The 26,667-nt window shown below is 43.9% G+C and carries 20 protein-coding genes; 8 read left to right on the top strand and 12 right to left on the bottom strand.

Annotation, left to right across the window (positions count from 1 at the left end; all coding sequences use genetic code 11):
* The first annotated feature begins 47 nt into the window (after nt 1-47).
* Nucleotides 48-1,364: a DEAD/DEAH box helicase gene (locus tag ECHVI_RS07860; protein ID WP_015265427.1), complete on the top strand. Its 1,317-nt coding sequence runs from the start codon at nt 48-50 to the stop codon at nt 1,362-1,364.
* 36 nt (nt 1,365-1,400) lie between these two features.
* Here the strand turns inward: ECHVI_RS07860 and ECHVI_RS07855 are convergent, their stop codons facing one another.
* Both ECHVI_RS07855 and ECHVI_RS07850 read right to left on the bottom strand, forming a co-directional pair.
* Nucleotides 1,401-3,365: a DUF3857 domain-containing protein gene (locus ECHVI_RS07855; protein ID WP_015265426.1), complete on the bottom strand. Its 1,965-nt coding sequence runs from the start codon at nt 3,363-3,365 to the stop codon at nt 1,401-1,403.
* The gene (locus ECHVI_RS07850) at nt 3,362-5,125 is read right to left on the bottom strand and encodes a transglutaminase-like domain-containing protein (protein ID WP_169316417.1); all 1,764 of its coding nucleotides are present in this window, start codon (nt 5,123-5,125) and stop codon (nt 3,362-3,364) included. Before ECHVI_RS07850 ends, ECHVI_RS07855 begins: the two co-directional genes overlap by 4 nt.
* Nucleotides 5,126-5,540: 415 nt before the next feature.
* On the opposite strand from ECHVI_RS07850, the gene ECHVI_RS07845 reads away from it, so the two are divergent.
* Complete coding sequence (locus ECHVI_RS07845) at nt 5,541-6,005, top strand: MaoC family dehydratase (protein WP_015265424.1); 465 nt, start codon at nt 5,541-5,543, stop codon at nt 6,003-6,005.
* A gap of 477 nt (nt 6,006-6,482) precedes the next feature.
* On the top strand, nt 6,483-7,070 hold the full coding sequence (locus tag ECHVI_RS07840) for a hypothetical protein (protein ID WP_157501297.1): 588 nt from the start codon (nt 6,483-6,485) through the stop codon (nt 7,068-7,070).
* 129 nt (nt 7,071-7,199) lie between these two features.
* On the opposite strand, the gene ECHVI_RS07835 is transcribed toward ECHVI_RS07840, so the two are convergent.
* The 4 genes from ECHVI_RS07835 to ECHVI_RS07820 form a co-directional block, all read right to left on the bottom strand.
* A complete protein-coding gene (locus ECHVI_RS07835) occupies nt 7,200-9,632 on the bottom strand; it encodes an outer membrane beta-barrel protein (protein WP_015265422.1) in 2,433 nt (810 codons plus the stop codon).
* 863 nt (nt 9,633-10,495) lie between these two features.
* Nucleotides 10,496-11,101: a superoxide dismutase gene (locus tag ECHVI_RS07830; RefSeq protein WP_015265421.1), complete on the bottom strand. Its 606-nt coding sequence runs from the start codon at nt 11,099-11,101 to the stop codon at nt 10,496-10,498.
* A gap of 109 nt (nt 11,102-11,210) precedes the next feature.
* Entirely contained in the window at nt 11,211-11,654 is a 444-nt protein-coding gene (locus tag ECHVI_RS07825) for a nucleoside deaminase (RefSeq protein WP_015265420.1), read from the bottom strand.
* Between the two features lie 133 nt (nt 11,655-11,787).
* On the bottom strand, nt 11,788-12,918 hold the full coding sequence (locus ECHVI_RS07820) for a hypothetical protein (RefSeq protein WP_015265419.1): 1,131 nt from the start codon (nt 12,916-12,918) through the stop codon (nt 11,788-11,790).
* Between the two features lie 342 nt (nt 12,919-13,260).
* On the opposite strand from ECHVI_RS07820, the gene ECHVI_RS07815 reads away from it, so the two are divergent.
* Nucleotides 13,261-14,460: a Na/Pi symporter gene (locus ECHVI_RS07815; RefSeq protein ID WP_015265418.1), complete on the top strand. Its 1,200-nt coding sequence runs from the start codon at nt 13,261-13,263 to the stop codon at nt 14,458-14,460.
* Between the two features lie 71 nt (nt 14,461-14,531).
* Entirely contained in the window at nt 14,532-15,806 is a 1,275-nt protein-coding gene (locus tag ECHVI_RS22935) for an alpha/beta fold hydrolase (protein WP_015265417.1), read from the top strand.
* A gap of 8 nt (nt 15,807-15,814) precedes the next feature.
* Here ECHVI_RS22935 and deoC read toward each other — a convergent pair whose 3' ends face one another.
* Both deoC and ECHVI_RS07800 read right to left on the bottom strand, forming a co-directional pair.
* Nucleotides 15,815-16,480: a deoxyribose-phosphate aldolase gene (gene deoC, locus ECHVI_RS07805; protein WP_015265416.1), complete on the bottom strand. Its 666-nt coding sequence runs from the start codon at nt 16,478-16,480 to the stop codon at nt 15,815-15,817.
* The gene (locus tag ECHVI_RS07800; protein ID WP_015265415.1) at nt 16,477-17,691 is read right to left on the bottom strand and encodes an NAD(P)-dependent oxidoreductase; all 1,215 of its coding nucleotides are present in this window, start codon (nt 17,689-17,691) and stop codon (nt 16,477-16,479) included. Before ECHVI_RS07800 ends, deoC begins: the two co-directional genes overlap by 4 nt.
* A gap of 137 nt (nt 17,692-17,828) precedes the next feature.
* Here ECHVI_RS07800 and ECHVI_RS07795 point away from each other — a divergent pair, with 137 nt between their 5' ends.
* Nucleotides 17,829-18,023 (top strand): hypothetical protein, encoded by a 195-nt coding sequence (locus tag ECHVI_RS07795; protein WP_015265414.1) that lies wholly within the window; start codon nt 17,829-17,831, stop codon nt 18,021-18,023.
* A gap of 1,089 nt (nt 18,024-19,112) precedes the next feature.
* Here the strand turns inward: ECHVI_RS07795 and ECHVI_RS07790 are convergent.
* The 4 genes from ECHVI_RS07790 to ECHVI_RS07775 form a co-directional block, all read right to left on the bottom strand.
* On the bottom strand, nt 19,113-19,640 hold the full coding sequence (locus tag ECHVI_RS07790) for a YceI family protein (protein WP_015265413.1): 528 nt from the start codon (nt 19,638-19,640) through the stop codon (nt 19,113-19,115).
* Nucleotides 19,641-19,714: 74 nt separating this feature from the next.
* A complete protein-coding gene (locus tag ECHVI_RS07785; RefSeq protein WP_015265412.1) occupies nt 19,715-20,164 on the bottom strand; it encodes a MarR family winged helix-turn-helix transcriptional regulator in 450 nt (149 codons plus the stop codon).
* Between the two features lie 246 nt (nt 20,165-20,410).
* Complete coding sequence (locus ECHVI_RS07780) at nt 20,411-22,933, bottom strand: ABC transporter permease (RefSeq protein WP_015265411.1); 2,523 nt, start codon at nt 22,931-22,933, stop codon at nt 20,411-20,413.
* Nucleotides 22,926-23,603 carry an ABC transporter ATP-binding protein gene (locus tag ECHVI_RS07775; RefSeq protein ID WP_015265410.1) on the bottom strand — a complete coding sequence of 226 codons (678 nt, stop codon included), beginning with the start codon at nt 23,601-23,603 and terminating at the stop codon, nt 22,926-22,928. Before ECHVI_RS07775 ends, ECHVI_RS07780 begins: the two co-directional genes overlap by 8 nt.
* Before the next feature lie 189 nt (nt 23,604-23,792).
* Between ECHVI_RS07775 and ECHVI_RS07770 the strand changes: the two genes are divergently transcribed.
* On the top strand, nt 23,793-24,485 hold the full coding sequence (locus tag ECHVI_RS07770; protein ID WP_015265409.1) for an arylesterase: 693 nt from the start codon (nt 23,793-23,795) through the stop codon (nt 24,483-24,485).
* 428 nt (nt 24,486-24,913) lie between these two features.
* Entirely contained in the window at nt 24,914-26,656 is a 1,743-nt protein-coding gene (locus ECHVI_RS07765; protein ID WP_015265408.1) for a GMC oxidoreductase, read from the top strand.
* Nucleotides 26,657-26,667: the final 11 nt, after the last annotated feature.

Here is a 26,667-nt window from a genome sequence, read left to right as displayed (position 1 = left end):
TCAAAATAATTTCTGATTTATAAAGATACTTGAATTACCTTTGAGGCATGACACTTTCTAACTTAAATCAGCAAAAAGTCCTTCAAAATTTGGGCATTTCAGCACTCAATGAGATGCAAGAAGCAACGCTTGAGGCCACAAAAAAGCATGCAAACCTTATGCTTATCGCTCCCACTGGCAGTGGCAAAACACTTGCCTATTTGCTCAGCCTGCTAACCAAACTCGAAGAAAAGGATGGAATACAAGCCCTGATTCTTGCCCCTACCAGAGAACTGGTGCTGCAAATAGAAAGTGTCCTCAAAAACATGAAACTCCCCATCAAAATAAACGCTTGTTATGGGGGGCACATGTTCAGTATTGAGCGAAAGAACTTTTCTGTACCACCAAGTATTTTAGTCGGCACACCTGGCCGGATAAAAGATCACTTGGAGCGTGGGACTTTTTCTCCTGACACCATCCGTCATCTTATTTTCGATGAATTTGACAAATCCTTGGAAATGGGATTTATCGGACAAATGAAATACATCACCGGACAGTTATTTCAGGTGACAGATAAAATCCTGGTTTCTGCCACCAAGGCAATAGAGGTGCCGTATTACCTGGACTTTGAAGATCACTTTACCCTAGAAAGTCAACAAACCGCTACAACGACCCTCAAAACCCAAAAGATCACCACCGCTAAAGAAGGCAAACTGGAAGGCCTGCTCATGCTGATCCGCAGTCTGGGAAGTGACCAAAACGCCATCGTATTTGCCAACCATCGCGATGCCTGTGACCGTATAGGAGAATTCCTCGATCAGCATGGAGTGATATTTTCACTCTTTAGAGGCGGATTGGAGCAAGACGAACGGGAATCCCAACTGACAAAATTCAGAAATGGAAGCACCCAAGTGCTCATCGCCACGGATATTGCTGCGCGGGGAATTGACATCCCAGAACTGGACTACGTGGTGCACTTCCAACTTCCCCCACAAGAGACAACTTACCTCCATCGAAATGGCCGAACAGCCCGGATGAAAGCCTCCGGAACCTGTATTCTGATGATGACGGAAGGGGATTATCTTCCCCACTTTCTAGATGAGGTTCCGACAGAATTCAGCCTTGCCCCCCAAAGCCAACCCATCACGCCCGCTTTTGTCACCTTGCACATCAACAAAGGAAAAAAAGACAAAGTCAACAAAATCGACTTGGTGGGCTTTTTCCTGCAATTTGACTTTATGGAAAAAGAAGACCTCGGGCTCATCGAGGTAAAAGACTTCTTTTCTTATGTCGCCGTGAAAAGGGAAAAATTCAAAGAAGCCATTGCCGCTTCCAAAAACCAACGCATCAAAAGAAAGGCCATCAAAGTAAGTCTGGCGAAATAACATAGCCGTCTCGTCGACTGACGAGACGGCCGGTGATTATTCTGCCTCTGAGATCAGCGCAGGCTTTTTCTTCAAGATCACTGGCTCTTGAAGTTTATTGACCATAAATTCCATAAAAGTCTTTAATCCTTGATATTCAGAAGCATACACAATTTCGCTTTTCACATCAAACAACACATTGATTCTGAGAATATTGGTAGCTTCACTCGCTTGAGGCAGGTACATGAATTTCGCCACGCCTCCGGGCATTGAAATGGCCAGCTGCTCTGGAAAATCATCCAGGACATACCCTTCTGGCACATGAATCGTAGCGATATAATTATCAGAAACAAGGTAGTTAAAATCCACTGGGAAATTTCGTTCGTCTACCTTAAAAGGATTTTCCTTATGCCTGGAAACAATGATGGGATTGACCAGCAACATCTCCGCAGAAGCATCGAAAGGCTTGGAAACCTCAAAGGTACTTTCCACTTTCAAGTACTTCTCTAGGCTCTTTTCCACGTTAAACTCCTCCACCGCTGCAGTTTCTTCCAGGGCAAACCAGGATTGAGCATCCTCCAAGTCCACCCCTTCATTTTCCTTCAAAAAGTCTACCGCATCATAATCCAAATACCTCACTGCATGATTATAATGGGCTGTATCCTGATTAAATGTAATGTCCACCATCTGCTTGATCCCTGACTGGTGTTCCAAGGTCACGTCAATCAACCCACTATTCTCTTCCATGACCAAAAAACCACCCTTCACATGATTATTTAACGGTAAATAGCCAAACGGCAAGTGCTCCTCTGAGGTATCTGCATATACAGGCTTATCATCCACCAAAACCTGTACAATTAACCTGTTAAATTGGGTCACAAAAGGAAATTGAACCAGATAGGAGCGTCCATTTCCCTTGCTGCTGATCAGCAAAGGATCTGCTTGGATACCATGGGCCCTTAGCATGGCCATAAAAAGCAAGTTTAGATCCGTCTCACTTCCTATTTTACCATCCATCAACCGCTTGGCAGTTTGGGTGGGAACAAATCCTCGCTCATCGTTCAGCTTATAATTATCCTTGATATATTGATAGATATATGCCGCTTTGGAAAAGTCGTCTTCTCCCTCCACCTTAATTTCTTGGAGGTCCTTTGCTACATTATTTCTAAAATAGGACTTGAAATCATCGATACTGAATAGTTCATCCGCCAATTTTTGCCAAGACCCCAAATAAGACTCATAAAGTCCATTATTGCTAAAGTCCTTGTATCCTGCCAGCTGAAACTCTATCCTATCCAAATAGTCTACAAAATTGCTCATATACGGCTCCGGCTTGATCGACCTGAGATTGGTCAGCACCCATTCATTCTCCCCATATTTATTTTCTTTGTTTTGATTGGCCAACACAAAATTCTCTCCCTGACCCAAAAACCGGTAATCCAAATGTTCGGGGATATCGATTTTGTATCGGGAAAAAATTGTCGGAATCTTGTTTTGGAAACTCCAACCATCCAGAAAGGTAATCGATTTTGAATACACCTTGTATTCGTACTCCAAAATTGAACCGGCTTTTACATCGGGAAAGGTAAATCGAATTTCCTTATGGCCATTTCCGAGGTCAGAGTCATAAAAATCACGCTTTGACAGCTTGGTCGTTTCTTCCTTTCCGTTTTCATAATTCATGACCTGGGCTTTGAGGCCACTGATGCTTTCCAAGTCACCATCCTCCCCTACATAGTACCGTATCGTAATATCTGCATGGTCCTTGGCTTTTTCACTATCAAACACTTTGATCCTTCTCTTAATTTCGGTGACCAAATGTGAATTTGAAAAGAAACTGATGCCTTGCTCTCCTAATACTATCGCAGAGGCTTCTGGCTCAAAACTACAAGAAGTCATATCTAATTCTTTTTGACTGTATTTTCCCAGCTTAATTTCCTGGGCATTACTGGTAGCGGTAAATAGGATCAAGATGGCCATGGTCAAAACAGCCCATCCTTGACACTTGATTGAGTAGTTCATTTTCTTAAAAATATTGGTTGATTATCGAGTTGTGCTATTTTCTTAAGGGCTTTATCCATGGTATCCCGGTCGGTGGACTCGGGAAAATGAAAATTCACCGTGCGGACTACGGTCAGGGTATTGTCTGCAAACTGAATCTCTTTGGCATAATCAAAAAAATCTTCCGACAATTGGACCGGATCTCCACCACTTTCCAACTCCACTGATTCTTCGTTTAAAATCTCCCATCTCTCTTCCCATTTCATGAAGCGGTTGCCCAGCAAATCACTGTCCACAGACTGAAACTTGGGGGTGATGATCATCCGCTTGCTCGTGGACTGATAGAATTGCTGCAAAAACGTATCATGGTTTAGCTCCGCTGTAGGCACCTTTTTACTGCCATCTACACGAAGCTCAAAATCCTCTATGTGTGCACCGCTAAGTCCCAAATCATGGTAAAGGTACTTTTGGATGTCCTTTTCATTAAGGACACTTTGGGCATATAGGTAATTTTGGGCTGCAAACCCTGTCAATTCTTTGGCTTGATGGATCCGGGCCATGCCATTCCCAAGGAGGTTTACCTTGGAGACATTTTTGATCTGATTATAATCGATGGCATCATAACAGGGCGTCTTTAACAAAACCCCTCCTTCGTCCGTAATCGCCAGCACATGGCGGTCCATCGTGAAGTCACCCAAAAATCCTGCTGGAAGGGTGTTGGAAGTACATTCCAGCCAGAGGGTATCCTGCTCAACAGGCACCTGTAAAATCACATGGTTAAACTGGTTGGAAGGAAAACCGGTATCGATATCGTCTTCATCACTTCCTGCTTGCACCAAGGTGTAATTGGCCGCAATACCAGCTTCCTGAAGCATCGACTTCATCAAAAATGTCAGGCCTTTGCAATCTCCATATTTCTTCTCGAAAACCTCATTGGCATAAACTGGCTGAAGTCCCCCGATGCCCATTTGGATACTTACGTAGCGGTAATTTCCCTGCAAATAACGGTAAAGGGCTTTGATCTTCTCCCGGTCAGTCTCCAAACTGTCAACAATTCCTCCTACGGTGCTTTTGGCTTGGGGAGAAAGCTCCGCCCTTCCCGCCAGAAGTTGGTTCACCCACATCCCAAATCCATTCCAAGTGCTCATGTCAGCAGCATAGCCTTCCATGGAAAATGCCTTCGGCGCAATCTTCACCAACGCCACACTATCCTCCTCCGGATCATCAAGGTTAAAAAGGTTCTCAAACATCCATTTCATCCGTACCTCTCCATTGTCTTTGGTGATGTTCGGAGCAGTGGCTATATTCTCCGTCTTATACCGTAATCCCAACTTCTCGGGATAGATGACTTCCAAAACATTTTGTTCAACCAGCTGCTTTGGCTTTCCCTCGGGTGTCCACGAAGGGAAATACATGTTTCCTCTGATCTTTTGGGTGTATTCATACGTGATCTCTACGGGAAATTGATAAAGGGATGGCTTGTAGTATTTTAATCGATCATCCTCAAACACCGACCCCTCACTGATGTGGGAAACATCCTTAAAGTGCTTTAGCTTTAGCTTCTCGATGGTTTTTCCGGTTTGGGGATCCGTGATTTCTCCCTCAAAATCCTCAATAGACAACAAGTCACTATACGAGAGCCAAATATTTCCATCCTTTAGCCCGTCCTCGTTAAGAATAAGAATCTTATTTTTCTCCCTGAGAAAAACCTCATAGTCTTCGGTAAGCCGAATGGTGTTGACACTGTTGATCTTGGAATTGATCAACTTTACTTCTTCCATTCCTTGGCCTGCAGCGAAATTTACCGTCCATAAAAGTAACGAAAAGGGGATTAGCCATGCCCTATCAAAAATAGCAATCATCTTAAAATCAAGCAAGTAGCGTTTCTTAAAACAAAACAGTTTGTTAAAAGAACTATTTTTTTCGCAAAAACAATAACTTTTACATAAAAACGTTCATTTTTTCCTCCAACAACTATCCAACACTTAGAAGCTAATATCATCCATAAAGTGTCATACCAAGAAAGATCACGGCCCTCAAACTAACCTATACAGCACCGGTCATCGAAACGACAAAGGCTACCTTGACGCGTGACAAGTGGCAAATGCTACTCGCTGGCCTAGCCCTCGACGACCTCTGGTTTCTAATCTATAGTCTTTTGTGTATATTCGCTTTTTGAAAATATCAACTTATTTCATGAGCCAATTAGTCATTAACAGTTTTGAGGAGTTTGAAAAATACATCGGCCAAAGCCTAGGAACCTCCGAATACCACAAAATCACCCAAGATCAGATAAATAAATTCGCGGATGCCACGCTGGACCATCAGTGGATCCATACTGATCCGGAAAAAGCCAAATCGGAGGGTGCTTTTGGAAACACCATTGCCCATGGTTACTTGACCCTCTCGTTGGTGCCCTACCTTTGGGAACAGATCGTCAAAGTCAACAACCTAAAAATGTTGGTCAATTACGGCATTGAATCATTCAAATTTGCCCAGCCCGTACTGGTGGACAGCGAAGTAAGGCTTCACGCCTCATTGGCAAACATCACGAATTTACGGGGTACCGTCAAAACTGAAATGAGCATCAAACTTGAAATCAAAGACCAGAAAAAACCTGCCTTTACCGGAAAATTGATCTTCCTATATCATTTTAAGTAATAGCTGACAGCCCTTCTCGCTATCCATTTTGAATAAAACGTAACCTGAGCCCCTGACTTTTAGCAAAGCCTGTGGGCTTTTGTTATTTTAAGCGGAATATCATCGATTATTTGCCCATGATTTTTTCCCATGGCTACTGAAATTAACCCCTTCCGGAGTTAGCTCGGAGGACACGATAGTCCCTATCAAATACCAACCTCTAAATCCACTGATTTTCTACCACTTACACATTTACATACATGCACTAAAATTGGTTATTTCGATTTCTTACCCATCAAAATTATATACCTTTTGTAATTAAAATTATAACTATTACAATATTGCGTACATGTGCGTAGCGTAATTTTTGCCATCTGAGGCTCTTATAGGTAAATTATCTTACACGGCATCTTACCATCCCCTAGTTTCGTCCATCCCATGACCTATGCAGGTGGTCGAAATCTTCTGATGCCTTTATTTAACCAAGAATTCAAAGACATGAAAAAAATAGTGATACCATTGATCATAGTGATGTTGCTGGCCGGATGTGGCCATCAGGAAAACAGGGAGACCTATGCTTTACTGGACCAGTTTGTCCATGAAACCGATACACCTGACAGTCAGGTGTACCTTGTCAGCCATACCCAACCTATCCAGTACTTCCTTAAACCACAAGGTTCCTTGACCGAGGCCTATGGTGCAGTAAAAGACCATCGCTCTCCCTTGACGGGCAAATCCTTTAAGAAGGTTGTTTCTGAACAAGCCTTTACAGAAATCTGCCAACAGCAAGGTAAAAAAATCTATTTTAACCCGCTCAAAGCCAATCAATTTGGCATTCACCTTATCGATGCCCCGCTTCCAAAGAAGGCAACTGAAGGAACCACCCCCTATCAATTGGCCTCAAATGCTGCTTCTAAGGATTACGTCATTACCACTTCCAAGCCGTTCTTTTTGAAAAACTATGCCATCGCCTGCATTTTTTATGCGGCTGAGACCCAAAAAGCAACCACTCGTTCACTCGCCCTTTACCAGAAAATCAATGGTAAATGGACGAAAACCTATGATTTCCGCTTAGAAAAATGGTAATCCCTATCCCGTCTGCTGAGGCTGTAAGCGTAAATGGCTCCCTTTAGTAAACGGTGGACATTTCTAAAACAAAAAATAGCCCCCACTCGGAGACTATCTTTTTATATTAAATCAAATCAACCTCTTTGTTTAATCCAATCGGTTTCGCTCCTCGGCACTACCACTCCTATTGGACACTTTGAATTTTTCGCCTTTGGAGAAGTTCCACCTAAACGTCACCCTGACGGCTTGCTGGCTATTGTATTGCCTGATATCGGTATTGATATCGGCAAAATTCACCCCGCCTTTGATCCCTCGCGTCCTGAAAATATCCTGGCCATTTACTGTCACACTGAACTTATCGTCTTTAAAGGACTTGGTAACCCCGGCATCCACCCAGCCAAAGCCGTTGAATTTCATTTGTCCTTCAAGAAAAGGACTGATATACATGCCCACGAGCTCTACCTTAAACCCTTTGGGAAGGGTGATGTTGTGTTGGGTCCTTGCCATGTACGAAAACTGACTTACATCAAGAAAGTCATCCCCTAATTGAGACTGGTAAGCTTTATAATACAAGTGAAGCATATTACTGGTGCTATACCATTCAGCAATCTCTACCGGTACCATCATCCTTAAGCTAAAATCCTCTGATTTATCAAAGTTTTGTACTTGAAGGGTGGTTTCTTTGGTTTCATCGTTTTGGATCATCACCTGATCGATAGAATTCGTGGTCCTGGAATAGGCCAAGGTAAATTGGTAAGCCTGCTTAAAAACATGGCTCATTTCAAAATTATTGGCATACTGGGGCTGAAGATTGGGATTACCTTTTTCGGTAGTCAATGGATCCACATAAAACACGAAGGGATTCAGCAAGCGATAATTAGGCCGGGTGATCCTTCTGTTTACATTATAGATGATGGAATAATTATCGGACACTTTGTGCTGTAAAAACATACTTGGAAACAGGTTTAGATATTCCTGTTTGTTGACTTGGTTAAGCGTCACTGAATTTCCGGTGATGTCCGAATATTCCATTCTGAGCCCAGCTTGAAAGTCCAGTTTTTTGCCTAGCGGAGATTTTACTGAAGCATAAGCTGCCAATACATTTTCATTGTAAATAAAGTGGTTGCTATTTTGGTCTGGCTCGAAAGGGCCATCTTCAGTGCTCTTGGAAATGTCCAGCATATTGTCCGATTCCACCCAGCTGCCCTTCACTCCAGTTTCAAGCTTCACCTTTTCACTTAGCGGCTTGGTAAAATCTGCTTTGGCCGTAAAAATCGTGTAGGCCATGTCATTGTCCGTTCGAATCCTATCCATGGTACCGGCCTCTGTGGCCTCATTGACCCAATAATTGTTGGTCAGCAAGCTAAGACTTCCTCCATCCACAACGGTATAGTCTACATCAGCCGATAACTTTGTGCCCAGGGTGTCCAAATTACCTACGTAATGGAAGTTGGTGAAAACCCGGGTATTCCCTGATTCGCTGTCATTCAGCGCCTGCAGGTGATTGATGTCCGGATTGTCCGGATTGGAAATATCCGTTCGGGAATCTCCATTTTCCTCGCCATCCCGATCAGAAGCCTGAAAACTAAACCCAACGGAATGCTTTGTGTTTATCTGATAATCCGCCCCGCCAGACAGGAAAAAATTCTCCTCTCCAAGCTGTAAAAGAGCGTCCTGATCAAACTCAGAAGTACCGTTTTCTTCTTTAAACCTCCTTAAGATTTGCAGGTCAATATCACGTACCCAAGTGTTATAGTTTAAGCTAAGATTGGTGGTCCACTTCCCCCGTTTAAGGTTTAAGCTTCCTCCAGCAAAGGGAGCATGTCGACCATTATAATAGTGTCCGGCCTGGATGCTTCCGTTCATGCCATTGTAATCATTCTTTTTCAATTGGATATTGAGCACACCTGCGGCTCCTTCCGCATCGTATTTGGCAGGTGGATTATTGATCACTTCTATGCTTTTGATATTGTCCGCAGGCATGGCCCTTAGAAAATTAGCCAGGTCTTTTGCGCTCATGTAGGTTTGACGATCATCTATCAAGACAATCACCCCAGACCGTCCATTAAGGTTGATATTTCCATCGGCATCTACATAGACACCCGGAGACCGCCCTACTACATCAAGCGCCGTACTACCTTCTGCCATTACGGTACCTTCGACATTTACCACGGTCCTGTCCGCCTCAATGATGACTTCTGGCCTGCTACTCCTAACTTCCACGGCATCCAGCGAGGTCGCCTCCTCTTCCACTTGAATGGTTCCAAAATCCTTTTTCATACCTGACTCAAGGGTAAATGGGGATGTTTGGTAAGTCTTGTATCCAATGGAAGAGATGCTCAGGATGACTTCTCCCGTCTTGGATGTGCTGATCAAAAAGTCGCCATTTTCATCTGAAACAGCACCTACGACCATACGCCCACCTTCTTTTTCCAAAACGGAAACATTCGCAAAGGGCAAGGCCACTCCATCGACATCCTCCACGCTACCCTTCAGCTCGGTATGCTGCCTGGCCACAGCATGGCCTGATGCCAACAGGAAGAAAAATAGGACGGTACACAATTGGTAAGATATTTTCATAGTTCTTTAATTTTCAATGCTACGACCTACCTTTAGAAAAAGCAGTGCCAGACCAAAAATAAAATTACAATCATCTGTATTACAGTGATTTACGAAAACATGAGGTGTACAAAAGTGTACACTTACGTACACTTTGATCGTTCATTTGTATACACTTTGGCCCGTCTAGAAGAGCAACTCAACGCTTAAGGCATCAAAAAACACGAAACAATTGGTACAAGGGCAATCAAGTGCTAATGGACTTTTGGTCTGCCAACTCCACGGTAAACAACATGCTTTACCGTTTCCTCTTTTGACAGACAGAAGAGCATGTCATATTTTCCTGACAGAAAATTGGACAAGCTGACGCAGGTAATGAAGAATTTCGCTGGTCTTTATTGAAGGCACCATCCTAAAAGCGGTCACCTTGGATTTTTTCAGCCCGACAGGGGGCTTCTAATGCTATTAAGTTAAGGGAAATCTAGCTCGATAGTCATCCTGATCGCTTGCCTATCCCGCAGGCGGGGAGTCGAAGTATGACGTATGGCCTCGACTCTCTGGCCTCCGTATGAGGGCGCTCGGCCTGACATCTATTAATTATGTTGACCAATAGCATTGAAGGGCATTAAGCGGATATTTATCCCCAAACCCCATGCTGTAACCGAAGGTTGAAAGGAATTTATGATTGCCAAAGTCCAGCTTTGCTTTGGCTAAAAGCCCCTATCCCTGTTTATCCGTGTCCTTCCGTGCCCCCAGGAATATTGCTTGATCCTACATGCACTATATTCCTACCACGTACTTTTTCATTTTCAGCAAAAAAAAACCCCGACCCGCACTAGCGAATCGAGGATATTTCTCAGTTAATTTTACTTCAGCAAATCCACTTATTTGGCGGCTGCATATCTTTTGCTCACTTCTTCCCAGTTCACGACGTTCCAGAAAGCTGAGATATAATCAGGTCTTCTGTTTTGGTAATTTAGGTAATAAGCATGCTCCCAAACATCAAGTCCAAGGATTGGGGTACCTGGACATTCTGCGATATCCATCAATGGGTTATCTTGGTTTGGAGAAGAGCATACACAAAGTTCTTTATTTTTGTCTACACAAAGCCAAGCCCATCCAGAGCCAAATCTTGTTGCAGCAGCTTTATTGAATTCTTCTTTGAATGCGTCAAAAGATCCAAACTTCGCATCGATAGCGGATGCCAAATCACCAGAAGGCTGACCTCCACCATTTGGCGAAAGAATAGTCCAGAAAAGAGAGTGGTTAAAGTGTCCACCACCATTATTTCTTACAGCCCCGTTAGAGCCAGCAACTTTCATTAATTCCTCAAGGCTTTTACCTTCCAAGTCAGTCCCCGCTACTGCATCGTTCAGTTTAGTTACATAACCATTGTGGTGTTTTCCATGGTGGATTTCCATTGTCTTAGCATCGATATTTGGTTCCAATGCGTTAAAGTCGTACGGTAGTTTTGGTAATTCAAAAGCCATTGTTTATAAAATTTTATGGTTAAACATTAAAATAATTCTTCTATACTAAAATCATGTAATATCCCAACCAAGATAATGCTAAAAGAGTTCTCTAAACCGCTTAAAAATGCTATTTTCTCAGTTGTTCGAAGAAGGAATCTAACAATTCTTTTGCTTCGGCCTGCATAATCCCTTTACTGACTTTGGTTTTGGGATGTAAAAGACCGCTGGAAACGTTAGAATATCCTCTTCTAGGATCTGAAGCTGCAAAATGGATGCCACCTAGCTGCGCCCAAAAACTGGCTCCTGCACACATCACACAAGGCTCCAATGTGACATACAGTTCACACTCTGTGAGGTATTTTGCACCTAGCGCATCCGATGCTGCTGTGATGGCCAAAATTTCTGCATGAGCAGTCACATCGGTAAGTTTTTCCGTTTGATTATAAGCCCTAGCTATCACCCGGTTTCTACAGACCATCACTGCGCCCACCGGAATCTCTCCCTCCTCATAAGCCATCTTGGCCTGCTTCAGGGCTTCATTCATGAAATACTCCGGTGTGTACAACTCCATATTCATTGATTTTGGAAAATGAAGTTAAGGTAAATTTGGCGGGAGACAAAGCGCTTTTTTAGACCTGCACGCAAGATTTTAAAGATGAGGCAAAAAAAAAGCGGCCAAGGCCGCTTTTTCATTCCTGAGATGATCAAAAGATCATGTCTATTATTTCATTCCGCACTCCTTCATTGATGATCAATGCCAATATCAGGGACACCAGCAAGCCGATAGCAGCTTTGACCATGTCATTCCTAGCCATCAAATAGGCACGTACCAAACGGGCTTTTCTCTTTTTAAGCTTTTTGGATTTAGCCATGGCAATGGCTATTTCGCGCCCACCTAAAAGCCCAATAAATACCCAAGTGGTACTCATAGGCATTTTGCTGTACATTTTAAAATAAAACAGCAATATACAATACACAAAATCCACTATCGTGGCCGCCCGAACATCGGTTACTTGTGTTTTTTCATTCACGATACCTTGAATCCGGTCTCCTTTAAAATAGAACAAGAAGCCCATTCCAAAGAAAATAAATCCGGCATAGGCGATGAATTCATAAATGTTAAGGACCCTTGGCAAAAACACCGCTATGTTCGCCGCGTCCTGCATCAGCCAAAGTGACCATAATGCCCCAGAGGTAATCCACTGAAGGATGTACCAGTAATTCTTTGTCTTGCCTTTTAGGTAGGAGGTGACAAACTTCTCCAGCACATACCAAACCACAATGGCAATAACAAAGGCCAGTACATACCCAATCAAACTTTTCTGCACCACGCCCCCTATGGTACCTGCTTTGTAGGTAAATACGTTGAGCAGTAAGAAGGTAGTCGACACGGGCATTCTCAGCCTGGTCATGACCATCAGCACAATAGGGGCTGCCAATTGTAAAAATACAAACTCTTCTGGTGCCTTGTCCAGCCCCTTAACATAGAGGCGCTGGTAACTCACGTCACCACCATAGGTAACCCAACTATAGATGGCAGTGGCCACAAATATACCACCCATGAACAACCACAGCCAGTACCACTTGCGGCGCTGGTTAGAGGCGATGAAGGTACCAATGGTCTGAATACTGTCATTGCCTATGGCAGAGTAAGCTGCTAGGGAAAACCCAAACCACATAGCGGCATATGTGTACTGAGTGATAAAACCGGCAATAGAAACCAGGATACATAAAACAATCAAAAAGGATTTTTCCTTCTTTGTAAAATCAAAAAGTGAATAGGCCGCCTTGGATAATGCATCCTGATTAATGTTTTGATCTTTTAATTTAGCCATAGATTTTTTTTTGGCGATTAATGGAGAGGAATTTTACTCGGCCACAAAGTTAAATAACTTTATAGGAGTTATATATTATGAAATTGTTAACATAACATCACTGATCTGCGAAAAAACTTAATCTACTACAATATGTTCTAAAAAAAATTGCCACCAAAATTTTTGAAAAAAAATCCGTCTTTTCCAAGAATAAAATATTGATCAAGTATTTCATTTTTTCAAAAGGATGAGGTATTATTAACATAAGCTTCACATTAATTACAAAATTATCTAAGGTTATTCGCCTTATTTTGTGAATTACCCTAAATTAGGCCTTAATTTAAGCAGAGCACTCATTACTAGATGACAGAATTGACCCAGAAAAAAGATTACACCAAAAGGTGGATCATGGCAGCGCAAATGTTATTTGCGCTTATTCTTTTCATGACCTCTATAGATCTTTTGACGGTCTCACTCCTGAACATGAACAATGAGGTGGCAAATGAAATTTTCTTGGCCACCAGCAATCCCTTTATTGGACTTTTTATCGGATTGCTCATGACTGGGCTTATCCAGTCCAGTAGCACGGTGACCGCCATGGTCGTAGCAGTGGTCGCCTCAGGCAATCTCAGCCTCACCCAAGCAGTACCAATTGTCATGGGCGCCAATATCGGTACCACCATCACCTCGACATTGGTTTCTTTTACGTATATCATGAAGAAAAGCGAGTTCCGAAAGGCCATTTCTGCTGGAATCCTACACGACCTCTTCAATATCATCACCGTCATCATACTGTTGCCGTTAGAGTATTATTTTAATTTTCTTAGCAAACTGGCATCATTCTTCTCTCAAAGCTTATTCTCCCTAACGAGTGGAGTAGAGGGCGACTACAGCTACAATATCATCTTCACCCGGTCATTGAGCAAGTTAATTATCGATTGGATCCAGATCCCTGTGCTGGCCCTTGCCATCAGTGTGGTCTTGCTCTTCCTGTCCATTAAGATCCTTTCCTCTACCGTTTACAAGACCTTTATTTCCTCTAGCTTCAAAGAAGTCAGTAAACATATTTTCAAATACCCTTACCGATCATTCGCATATGGCGTGTTTTTTACGGCCGCTGTCCAGTCCAGTACCGTGACCACCTCCTTATTGGTGCCGGCAGTCGCCACCAAAAAAGTATCCTTAAACAAAGTTTTTCCTTTTATCATTGGTGCCAATATCGGCACCACCATCACGGCGGCCATCGCGGCTATTTACAAGACTGAGGCTGCCATTGCCATTGCCATCGTCCATTTCCTTTTTAACTTTATAGGTGCCCTGATCTTTTTACCTTACGCTGGCCTTCGAAACATTCCGGTGAAGCTGGCGATCTATTTTGGAAAAAATGCCGCTAAAAAAAAGGTAATTGGTGTGGCCTACATCCTGCTGACATTCTTTATTATCCCGTTTATTTTGATTTATTTGAACAAGGATGGGGATACCGAAAACCTGGAGGTCGATAAGGAGAAAGTGGAAATTCAAGCAACCCAACCCTTTAAAGCTCCGTCTAATGAAAACAAGTGACTGCCGACAATCGGTATCGTCGTCTAGAAAACCAAATGGTAATTTTTAACCATACCCCCAATAACCACTTTATGACAAAAGCTATTTTCGCAGCAACAGTGCTGTTGTTCTTAGGCATTTTTCAGCTCACTTCAGCCCAACAACCGTACGCCGGCGTCGTCCAATCCATCGACATCCAAGATTATCAGGGTAAAAAATTTACATTCACTGCGCTTACCAAGTATAAATCCAGCAACCAAATGATAGGTTTTGCAGCTTATTATGATGACCAAGGCCGGTTTTTGGCAAATCACCTGGGGGATGGTCCCGCTCCAATGGAAGGCAGGGAATGGCAAATGCTCACCCTTTCTGGGAAAATCAATAAAAAGGCCGCTAAGTTATTAGTCGGAGTACTTTGTCAAGGAAAAGGAGCATTCAGCTTAGACGACATGACCCTGAGCATCAAAGGGCAACCAAACGATTCTCTGCTATTGGTAAATGGCAACCTTGAGCAACACGAAGTTGGCGTATCGGCATTTATAAGCCTTAACAAAGACGATAGCATCAGCATCACCCCATCCCCGCTAAAAAAGGACAATCACATCCTAAAGTTGATCACAAATGAAGAAAGTACTGCCATTGGAAGTAATAAAAATGCGGGGAAACGGGTAAATGCCAATGGCGTAGCGCTTTACTATGAAACATATGGAAAAGGGGATCCATTGCTGCTATTGCACGGTGCTGACATGTCCATAGCAAGCTTTAACCGCATTATTCCCATTTTGGCAAAACATTACAAGGTCATCGCGCTGGACACTAGAGGCCATGGCCAATCCAGCGAAGACGGCAAAAAACTGACCTATGAACTGTATGCTGAGGATGTCAACGCCTTTTTGGACGAACTGGGACTGGAAGCGGTGAACGTCTTAGGGTGGAGTGATGGAGGAAACACCGGCTTGATACTTGCCATGAACCATCCCGATAAAGTCAAGTCCCTGGCTGCCATGGCCGCTGTACTGTATAACGACAAGAGCTCCGTAGATCCGCAAGTCAATAAAATATTATCAAAACAAATTAAGGCTTTAGAAAACGGGGCATTAACAGACAGGGAAGCCTTTTCCCTACGTGTCAAAAAAAGCCTCCTGACAGAGCCCAATATTTCTCCTTCCTCTCTATCGAAAATTACTTGCCCCGCTTTGATCATGGCCGGAGAAAATGACTATGTCAAGGAAGCACATACCAAGCTGATTGCCGACCACATCTCCGACGCCACACTGGTGACATTTAAGGATACCGGTCACAATGCCCCTTTAGAGATTCCAAAGAAATTTAGCGAGATAGTGGTTAACTTCTTGAAAGGAAATTAAGGGGAAGCTCAGCCATTTAGGGAAAGCCATTCCTCCATGATCTGGACGCCTGCACTGGTACCGATCCTATCGGCACCTGCTGTGACAAAAGCCTTTGCCTGCTCAAGTGTTTTTATGCCTCCACTGGCCTTGATCCCCACCTGATCTGGCAAGAACTCCCGCATCAGCTTCACCTCTTCCAGCCGCGCACCAGAAGGAGCAAATCCTGTCGAGGTCTTGACAATATCCACCCCGGCATCGCTGCAGATCTTACAGGCTTGCCTGAGTTCGTCAGTCTCAAGATAGGCCGTCTCCACAATTACTTTCAGCAGCTTTCCTGCTTCATGACATACCGAAGAAAGCTTGACCAATTCGATTTTTGGCCAATTCATACCAGCCTTAAAGGCACTCAGTGACCAAACCACATCGATTTCATCGGCACCATTTTCAATGGCCTTTTGCGTTTCGAAGACTTTGGTTTCGGTCATTTGGTAGCCCAAGGGGAAGCCTACTACCGTCACCACCGTGATGCCTGTATTTTCCAATTCACGCTTGACTTTCTTTACCCAAAATGGCGGAACACAGACTCCCAAAAAGCGATATTTCATCGCCTCATGGATCACTCGGTTTACCTGTTGATCTGTAAGGACAGGGTTGAGAGCGGTATGTTCTAGATAAGTATTGATGGAATTCATGAATCATCGGAACGTTCGCGGACAAAGTCCTCCAAATAATCAAAGTAATGGGTCAATTCACCATTTTCTGCAATGGTGGCCTTTTCAATTATCCCGCTTTCATCCTCCAACAAAGCAGGGATCACCGTCTCCATCAGCTGGCTACCAAAATCCTCCGAAGCATCCCTGGGCAGTTCACACGGCAAATTATCAATGGCCATGACCGATATGCTCAATTGCTCTCCAAACGCCGGTAATACTTCAAATGACTCCCTGTCCACATCATACACCGGAGCATCAATGGTGCTGGGCTTTACCGTGGTCGGTACCGAACCATCAATATCACAAGTAATGTCCGCGATCACCGAAAGGTTAAAATCTTCACTGACGACATCCTTCCGCTCGAATAGTTTAGGAGCCTTTGGATCCCAAAAAGCCGCTGCAAATAGCACGTCACTCACTTCTGCGAATTTAAGAAAGTGGCTTTCGTACTTTTCAGGCTGACTGTAAAACTCCGCTTTATCATATCCTCCATCGGTTTTGCGGCGATTATAATCCTCCATTGCCAATTGCACAAAAACAGGCTCATCATAATAATTCTGTAGAAGTTCTTTTGGGCTTACTTCTCGGATACCGGCCACCTGCAGGATTTCCTTTACCCCGTTTCCCACACGGCCATTACCTGTGATGACCATTTTGATCGGTGGGAGCTGGATTTGTTTCACTTCTTCATGAAGCTCCATCAAGTCAAAACAGTCTTTGGCCCGTTTCATATCGAAAAGACCGGTCTTTTTACCATAGGTCCATAACCCATTGTATCCACCTACAATACCGGCCCACCTCCCAAAAGCCACCACTCGCTCGCCCGCATTGCGCAGGACTTCATAGTCAACCAGCCGAATATCCTTTTCCAACACGGCCTGCAAAAGTCCTCGGTTATAGGGCTGTGCCTTAATGGTATGAGAAAAGAAAAAATACGTTTTTCCTTCCATTAACGAAGCTATGGGCACTTCTTTGATGCCCATTAACACATCACAGTCTGACACATCATCCACCACCTCTATACCTTCCTCCTCATATTCCTCATTCTTGAAAGCACGGATATCGCTTTTCTCCACGACAAAAACAGCACGGCCTGCATAAGCCTCATTCATTGTCTTCAACTGCTGTGGACTGAATGCCACACGCCTGTCAGAAGGTACTTTACCTTCTTTGATCAAACCAATTTTCATAATAAATTATAATTACGGATATTCGCAGCTCCTATTGATAGGTAAATCCATTAAATCCATACGGGTAATCAATATAGAAAGAAAATATCATTTTCACCTGAACAGCCTGCTTCAAAAGCCCCTTTATCCCTTCCGATATGACAGAACTCATCATCTATGCCATTATTTTCCTGCTTCTCTTTGGGCACGCCACCATGGCGTCCATGATGTATTCCCAAGTGCACAAAAACACATCACTCAGCATCAAAGAAAAAAATGACTGGAAGCTCAAGGCACTGATATTCCCCATTTACTACTGGGGGCAATACAAAAACGCCACGAAAGACAACTAATAGGCCATATTCTGGGGGACGATAAGTTTCTTTTAGGGTAGGTAAAGCATCCTATCTATATTTATCAGCGCTCATCCGTGGTCAAATAATAACAAAAGGTGGCAAAGTATATGATTTGTCATCGAAATAGGCTAACCCCATCTTTTCTGCTTGGTCTCGCTTTTACTTGGTCAACGCAATCAATGAACACTAAAAAAGGATCAAGCAATATTTATGGGGGAATGATTTTCGACATGTTCTTATGAAAGAAAATATCACACCGCTAAAACGATGCTTTTCCTCCATCCGCTCGAATGGGTTTTAGCGGGAAGTTGTGGGGAATAGGGCGGTCAATGCGGCTAAAACGGAAAACATTGAATGGGGTAATTTACCATGGGCTTCACCCATGGCTATGAATGTGCGCCCATCTAGGGCTAACTTTCGAGTCTACATCATACACCATACCACGGATCAAGCAATATTCTTGAGGGCAGCTTTATTTAAAAGGATGCTATTTCATCTATAAACTGGATGAATCCATGCTTTGCCGAGAAGTCCTGTTCATAGCCAAAGGCATGGGCATCGTAAACCTTTAGGTCACGTAAGCCACGGATAAAAGGGATGCACACAGAATTGCAATGGTCTAAGCATCCTATCTGTGATTATCAGCGTTCATCCGTGACCAAATAGCAACCAAAAGCTAAGAATGTGCGCCCATCTAGGGCTAACTTTCGAGTCTACATCATACACCATACCACGGATCAAGCAATATTCCTGAGGGCAGCTTTATTTAAAAGGATGCTATTTCATCTATGAACTGGATGAATCCAAGCTTTGCCGAGAAGTCCTCTTCATAGCCAAAGGCATGGGCATCCTAAACTTTTAGGTCACGTAAGCTACTTAAAAAAGATCTGAACACGGATTTGCCATTTCTTAAGCATCCTATCTGTGAGTATCAGCGTTCATCCGTGACCAAATAGCAACCAAAGGTGGCGAAGAACATATTTACCCATCGAAATAGGCTCCCCCCCATCTTTTCAGCTTGATCCTAAAAAAGCCATGTCCGATAACAGACATGGCCTTGTAAACGAGTGTATATATTGAGTTGGACTATTCTTTAATCAGCTGAACACTGGCTAAGATTCTGATAGGATCGCCCACCACGACACTGCCAGCTTCTGTTACCGCATTCCAAGTAAGGCCAAATTCCTTTCTACTGATCTTACCTTCCAGTTCAAACCCTGCCTTGGTATTTCCGTAAGGATCCTCTGCGACTCCTCCAAAGTCCACATCAAGCACCACTGACTTGGTGGTTTCTTTGATGGTCAAGTCTCCCTTGAGCTTGTATTCGCCTCCTTCTTTAGATAAAACCCCATTGTCGAAAGAAAGTTTTGGGAACTTTTCGGCATCAAAGAAATCTTCAGATTTCAGGTGTGCATCCCGGTCACTTTGGTTGGTGTCGATGCTGTCAATGTTTGCCGAAAAAGCCACCTTAGCTCCGTCAAAGTCTTCTGAAGGAGTCGATGCCTCTCCTTCGAATTCCTTGAATTTCCCAGTCACGGTCGAAATCACCAAATGCTTGACCTTGAAGTTGATTTCAGAGTGTGTCGGGTCGATTGTCCATTTTACTGTGCTCATAACAAATTGAATTTTATAGTTTTATAATTTAAGTTTTTACATTTAATGTCTATACATTTATACAACGAAATTTTTTATCCTCTTAGTTTATCCAAGAGTGAATTTAACATATTCACCTCTTCTTCATCGAGGTTGATCACATCATGGTTAAAGGATTTGATCTCTTCATCCAGCTGCTGAAGGAGCTTGTTCCCTGCAGCTGTAATGGTAATATCTACTTGCCGCCTATCGGTGGGACACTCTTTCCTATCTGCCAATCCCTTTTGCTTTAACTTCTCGACCAACCGCGAAGCGTTGGACATTTTGTTTAGCATTCTGTCCTGAATAGAGGATACGGTGATCGGTTCAGGGTGGTGACCACGCAAAATCCGCAGGACATTATATTGTTCTGGAGAAAGACCAAAGGGTTTAAACAACTTCCCCTGACGGGTAACGATATAGCTCTGGGTATATAAAATATTTACCACCGCTTTATTATATCCGCTTTTAAAAGTCTTTTGTTTGATCTCCTCCTCTAATCTCATGATTATATGAACTGTTTTTGTATATAATGTATATACATTTAATACAGGCAAAAGGTTTCAAACTTTACGTTTTTTTTATTTTTTTCACCAACACCCTAAAAATCCAGTGTCAAAAGGTACTGCATCACCCCTGAACGGATGTCAGCAGTATGGAACACAAGGCCCCGAACCTTCGGCATACCAAATGGGGCCGTAAAAAGGTGCTTTCGGTCCCTTTGGCAGACGATTTTCACCAAACATTCCTTCCTAGTTTCCCCTTAGAATTTGCATAGGAGGTTTATTGATTATATTACGACCATTCAGCCAGCCCAGCAAAACCGTTAGCAATGTAATGACTGCATAGATGGCCAATGCACTTCCCCAAGCCAATTTTACGGGAAATTCAAACACAAATACACTCAATAAAGCGGTCGCCAAAAAGGACAGTAAGATCCCACTTAATGAAGCCAAACTGCCCAAGAAGAAATATTCCAGTGTGTTGATCTTTCGCACGATCTGGCTACTCGCCCCTAGCGTCCTGAGCAATATGCTTTCTCTCATACGTTGGTATTTACTGATGATCAAGGAGCTGATCAGCACCAAAATCCCAGTCACAATACTAAAAAGTGCCATAAACTGAATCACGAAACTGATTTTCCCTAAAATTTCCTCCAGGGTATCCACGATCATCCCCAGGTTGATCACAGAGATGTTTGGGAAAGCCCTGACAATTTCATTTTGGACCTTCGCCGCTTGCTCGTCCGTCTTGGACTTGGTGATGACCACATGGAACTTGGGCGCTTTTTCCAAGACGTTTTCTGGGAACAGCACCAGAAAATTGGTAGACACTTTCCTGAAATTAACTTCCCTGAAACTCCCCACATACGATTTGAGGGGCCTTCCCTGGACGTTAAACACAATTTCATCTCCCAGCTTTACACCAGCCCTTTCTGCATATCCTTGGTCAAAGGAAACAAAAATGCTATCTCCCGGTGAGGTCACCTGATGCAGCTTCCCTTCCACAAGGGTTTCGGAGCTGATCAACGTATCCCGATAGGTAACCCTAAATTCGCGGTTATAAAGCCTTCTGGATTTCTGTTCCTCTTCCGGCAAAGCTTCATTTTCAGATTTGTCCAGTCCGTTGATCTCGTCCATCCGCATCGTAACAATAGGCACTTCCTGCATGATGGGCAAATCCTCCTCCAGCACAGCCTGCTTTACCTCCTCCACTTGGGAAGTCTGGATATCGAAGAACAGCATGTTTGGCTGGTCCTCCTTATCGGCAAATTTAACCTGATCCAACAATTGATTCTGCACAAAAAACAGGGTTGAAATCATCGCTGTACCCAGACCAATGGTGGCGATGAGGGAAATGGTTTGATTGTTTGGCCGATATAGATTGGCCAATGACTGCCTGACCGGATAGGCCAGTGACAACGGCAAAAACCGCCTGATCAGCCACATTACACCTGTCCCTACCAGCCATAATACACCAAAAGCTAGCAGTACAAACCCTGTAAAGCCCAACGCCTCTTCCCAGCCATCCAGCAAGGTCATGCTAAACCCAAACACAAATACCGTAATGGCCAGCATCACTGCCCAGCGCCACGGATCCCTCACAAAATTCACCATGTCCGCATCAGTCCTTAACGTCATCATGGGCGGTACATTCCGGATTTTGAGCAAGGGAAGCAATGCAAACAAGATGGAAATACACAAGCCGGTCACGATCCCAAATCCCACGGCTGCCCACGAAACCTGGACCGTCACATCCACCGGAAGAAAATCACTGAAGACCTCTGGCAAAATAAATTGGATGACAGTCCCCAAAGCAGCTCCCAGGATTGATCCCATCAGTCCCATGAGCATGATCTGCACCAAATAGATCAAAAAAGTATCGATAGATGACACGCCCAAACAGCGCAAGATGGCCACAGAGGGCAGTTTTTCTTTAGAAAAAACATTGACAGCACTCGCCACCCCCACACATCCCAACAGCAAGGCGATAAATGCCACTAGGCTAAGAAAATCCGACAGGTTCTCAAATGACCTGCCCGTCCTCTCCTTCCGCTCCTGCACCGTATCCTCATCAATATGGTCGGCTTCCCATTCATCCTCGAATGGTTCGATCAATTTCTCCACATCCACCTGCTCGCCAAAGCTGTAATAACGGGAATAATTGATCCTACTGCCATACTGGATAAGTCCTGTTTCTTCTGCAAATTTCTTGGGAATATACACCACTGGAGCCACGGTGGCCGTAATGCCATTCTGACCGGGTGCTTCATGCAGTGCCCCTGCGATGACAAAGCTCACCTTGCCCACTTTCACACTATCGCCCACCTCGGCCCCAAATTGATCCATCAGTATTTTTTCCACCAATGCTTTTTTGGTCCCATCACGGAACCCTTCCGCCGCTGCGGCCGGCACAGTCTCCAATTGTCCATAAAAAGGAAAGGGACCTTCCAGCGCCCTTACTTGCACCAATCGACTTTCATCACTCTTGGGGAAGGCCACCATACTGGCAAAATTGATCTCTGAAGCCATCCCTATGGCCATGGTATCCAATACTTGGTCACCTAAAGACTGGTTATTTTCCAATACCAAATCTGCTCCCAATAGTTCTTTCGCCTGGTTATCAATATCCTTTTCAAGGTTGTCACCAAAAGAGCTGATGGCCACCAAAGCAGCAATTCCAATCACAATGGAAGAAACAAACAACAGTAATTTGGCCTTGTTTTGTCGAAAGTCCCGCAAGGCCATTTTTAGTATCCACAAAAATCTATGCATGTTGCTCCTCTTGTATTTTACCTCCTTTAATATGGATGATTCTGTTGGTCTTGGCTGCCAGGTCCGTATCATGCGTCACCAAGATCAAAGTGGTTCCAAGCGCCTTGTTCAGGTCAAATATTAAGGTTTCGATCAGCTCTCCGGTTTCTGTATCCAAGTTGCCGGTAGGCTCATCTGCAAAGAGAATCTTAGGCTCGTTTGCAAAAGCCCTGGCTATCGACACCCGCTGCTGCTCCCCTCCAGAAAGCTGTGTGGGATAATGGGTCATACGATCGCCCAAGCCTACTTGCTGAAGCAGCTCAGTGGCCTTTTGTTTGGCATCTTTCCGCTTTTTTAGCTCCAAGGGCACCATCACATTTTCCAATGCCGTCAGAGTAGGTAATAGTTGAAAATTTTGGAATATAAAACCAATTTCTTGGCTCCGGACAGCCGCTCTTTGATCCTCGGAGAGTCCTTCCAGTCGGTGCCCGTTCAGCGCTACACTACCCGAGGAGGCACTGTCAAGCCCAGCGCAAAGGCCCAATAAAGTGGTTTTCCCACTACCAGAAGGCCCGACGATTGCGATACTGTCTCCAGCCTTTACGCTTAGGTTGATGTCCTCCAAGACCGTGAGTGTCCTTGAACCGCTTTGGTATATTTTACTTACATTTTCTATAGAAAGTATGTCCATAAAGTTGTGCAGGATAATTGTCGTTGTAACTGAAACAAATCAGGTCTATTTTTTGGTTATACCAAAAGCATCCTGATTATTTCTTAAAATTGTATGGGCTTAGCGCGAAATTTAATCAATTTTAGGATCCGGATATCGCTTAAGCAATAACTATATAAATCGTAATTCCATCTCAATAAGTTTCACATAATGATTAAAATACGTGTATTTTCTGTTTTGACAGTGTTCTTTTTGGTTGCCTTGGGCACATTTTCGTGCAGTGAAAGCCAGCAAACCTCCGATAAAGAAGCGTCGTCTTCCAAAGCCGATACGGAAAAAGAAAATCAAGTCCCTAAAAAAACCATTCTCTTCTTTGGGGATAGCATGACCGCAGGTTATGGTGTAGATCAGGATGAAGCCTTCCCAGCCCTGCTCCAGCATAAAATTGACAGTCTTAACCTTCCCTATAAGGTCATCAATGGTGGCCTGAGCGGAGAAACCAGCGCCAGCGGATTAACCAGAATCGATTGGTTCTTGGAGTCAAAACCAGATATTTTCATCCTTGAGCTGGGGGGGAATGATGGGCTTAGAGGCATAGCATTGTCTTCCACCAAGGACAACCTCCAAGGCATCATTGATAAAGTCAAAGAAAAATACCCTTCCACCAAAATCATTCTGGCCGGCATGCAAATCCCGCCAAATATGGGGGAAGCATACACGACAGATTTCAAAGAAATCTTCCCTTCCCTTGCGGAACAAAACGACCTGCTACTGATCCCTTTCCTGTTAGATGGTGTAGGCGGAAACCCCGATCTCAACCAACCTGACGGCATCCATCCCACGGCCGAAGGCCATAAGATCGTCGCAAAAACCGTTTGGAAATACCTTGAGCCTGAATTGTAATCTTCCAAATTAATGTGCGCAGGGCATCAACATGGCCCACTCCAAATTCCAAGGAGGACATGCTTGCTCCCTTCATCCCATCAATAAAACCGTGAATAAACCATTTATAAAATTTTTCACTGAAGCGGCTAAACAGAAGATTATTTACACATTTTTCAATCAGAAAATGAATTAAATATTCTTTTGACAATACAGCAATAAAATTTTTAACGATCAATCAACCGCATAAAGTGATTTGCAAAATTTCATCAATTACTAAAACCATTTAGCTAATAAATTTTTATTATATTTCCAGTAGAAATAAAGTCGTCTCTGATCCTGACATTCTAATCTATTTCTCCTAAAAAAGTTTTAGAAATGCTGAATCAACGTCTTTGCTTTCGTGAAAAATTGGTTTAACTTAAGAGACAATTACAAAATAATCACACATGAGTTTTCAAATAAAATCGTCCGGTGAAGCGTATGATGTCATCATCGTCGGTTCAGGAGCCGGAGGAGGTATGGCCTCGAAAATTCTTTCAGAGGCAGGATTTTCTGTGGCCGTAGTAGAAGCAGGAGCGGATTTCGACCCGGCAAAGGAAGAAGACCGCACCCAGCTCAGGCCCCCATGGGAATCTCCCCGCAGAGGAGCGAGCACCCGTAACCGTCCATTTGGAGATTTTGATGCTGCCATTGGTGGATGGGATATCGAAGGAGAACCTTACACCTTTGAAGGTGACACCAAGTTTGATTGGTTTCGATCAAGGATGGTAGGTGGCCGTACCAACCACTGGGGAAGGATCTCCCTGCGCTTTGGTCCAAACGATTTTAAGCGAAAAGACATTGATGGTTTAGGAGACAATTGGCCGATAGGCTATGATGATCTTAAACCCTATTACGATAAAGTCGACAAATTAATTGGGGTCTTTGGCTCTAAGGAGGGCATTTACAATGAGCCTGATGGCTTTTTCCTCCCTCCCCCAAAGCCCAGACTACACGAATTATACATCAAGAAAGGCGCTGACAAAATCGGCGTCCCTGTCATTCCATCCAGGCTTTCGATCCTCACCAAGCCGATCAACAACGAGCGAGGAGCATGCTTTTTCTGTAATCAATGTAACCGGGCCTGCCAAGCATATGCGGATTTCTCGTCGGGCACTTGCCTGGTAAAACCGGCCATGAAAAAAGGGAAAGTAGATCTTTACACCTATGCCATGGTGCGCAAGGTCACCACTGATGACAAAGGCAAGGCCACGGGAGTTTCCTATATCAGTAAAGTGGACATGAAAGAATACAAGTTGCGTTCGCGTGTAGTGGTCTTGGGAGCCTCTGCCTGTGAATCTGCCCGTATCATGCTCAATTCCAAGTCCAAAAACCACCCAGATGGTTTGGCCAATGGCAGCGGAATGATCGGCCATTATTTGCATGACTCCACTGGGTCGGACAGGATGGGTTTTATCCCCGGACTCCTCGACCGGAAAAAATACAACGAAGATGGTGTGGGCGGTATGCACGTCTATACCCCTTGGTGGGAAGACAATAGTAAACTTGACTTTGCTCGGGGCTACCACATTGAATACTGGGGAGGCATGAGCATGCCGGGTTATGGCTTTGGTTTTGGCATGGAGACTATCCGCCAACACATCAAGGATGAATTTGGCAATCCTGGCACCAGCGGCGGCTATGGCGAAGGACTCAAAAAGGACATCCGAGCTTATTTCGGCACCATGGTGGGCATGTCTGGTCGTGGAGAGAGTATTCCGAGATATGAAAACTATTGCGAGATCGACAATAACACAGTGGATAAATACGGCATCCCGGTATTGAAATTTAATTACAATTGGACGGACCAAGAAGTCAACCAAGCCAAGCACATGCACGACACTTTTGAGGAAGTCCTCACCAATGCAGGTGCCGTAATTTATGGAAACAAGCCTGGTCCTGACACCCAATATGGCCTCCTGACGCCTGGCAGAATCATTCACGAGGTGGGCACCACCCGCATGGGCAATAACCCGAAAACTTCCGTGCTCAACAGCAACTGTCAAGCACATGAATGTGATAATTTATTTGTCGTGGACGGTGGGCCATTTGTTTCTCAAGCAGACAAGAACCCTACATGGACTATATTGGCTTTGGCATGGAGAACTTCGGATTATATCGTAAGTGAATTGAAAAAGAAAAACATTTAAAGGACAGGACG

Source organism: Echinicola vietnamensis DSM 17526 (genome assembly GCF_000325705.1).
Taxonomy (GTDB): domain Bacteria; phylum Bacteroidota; class Bacteroidia; order Cytophagales; family Cyclobacteriaceae; genus Echinicola; species Echinicola vietnamensis.
This window is presented reverse-complemented; position numbering and strand designations above follow the sequence as displayed.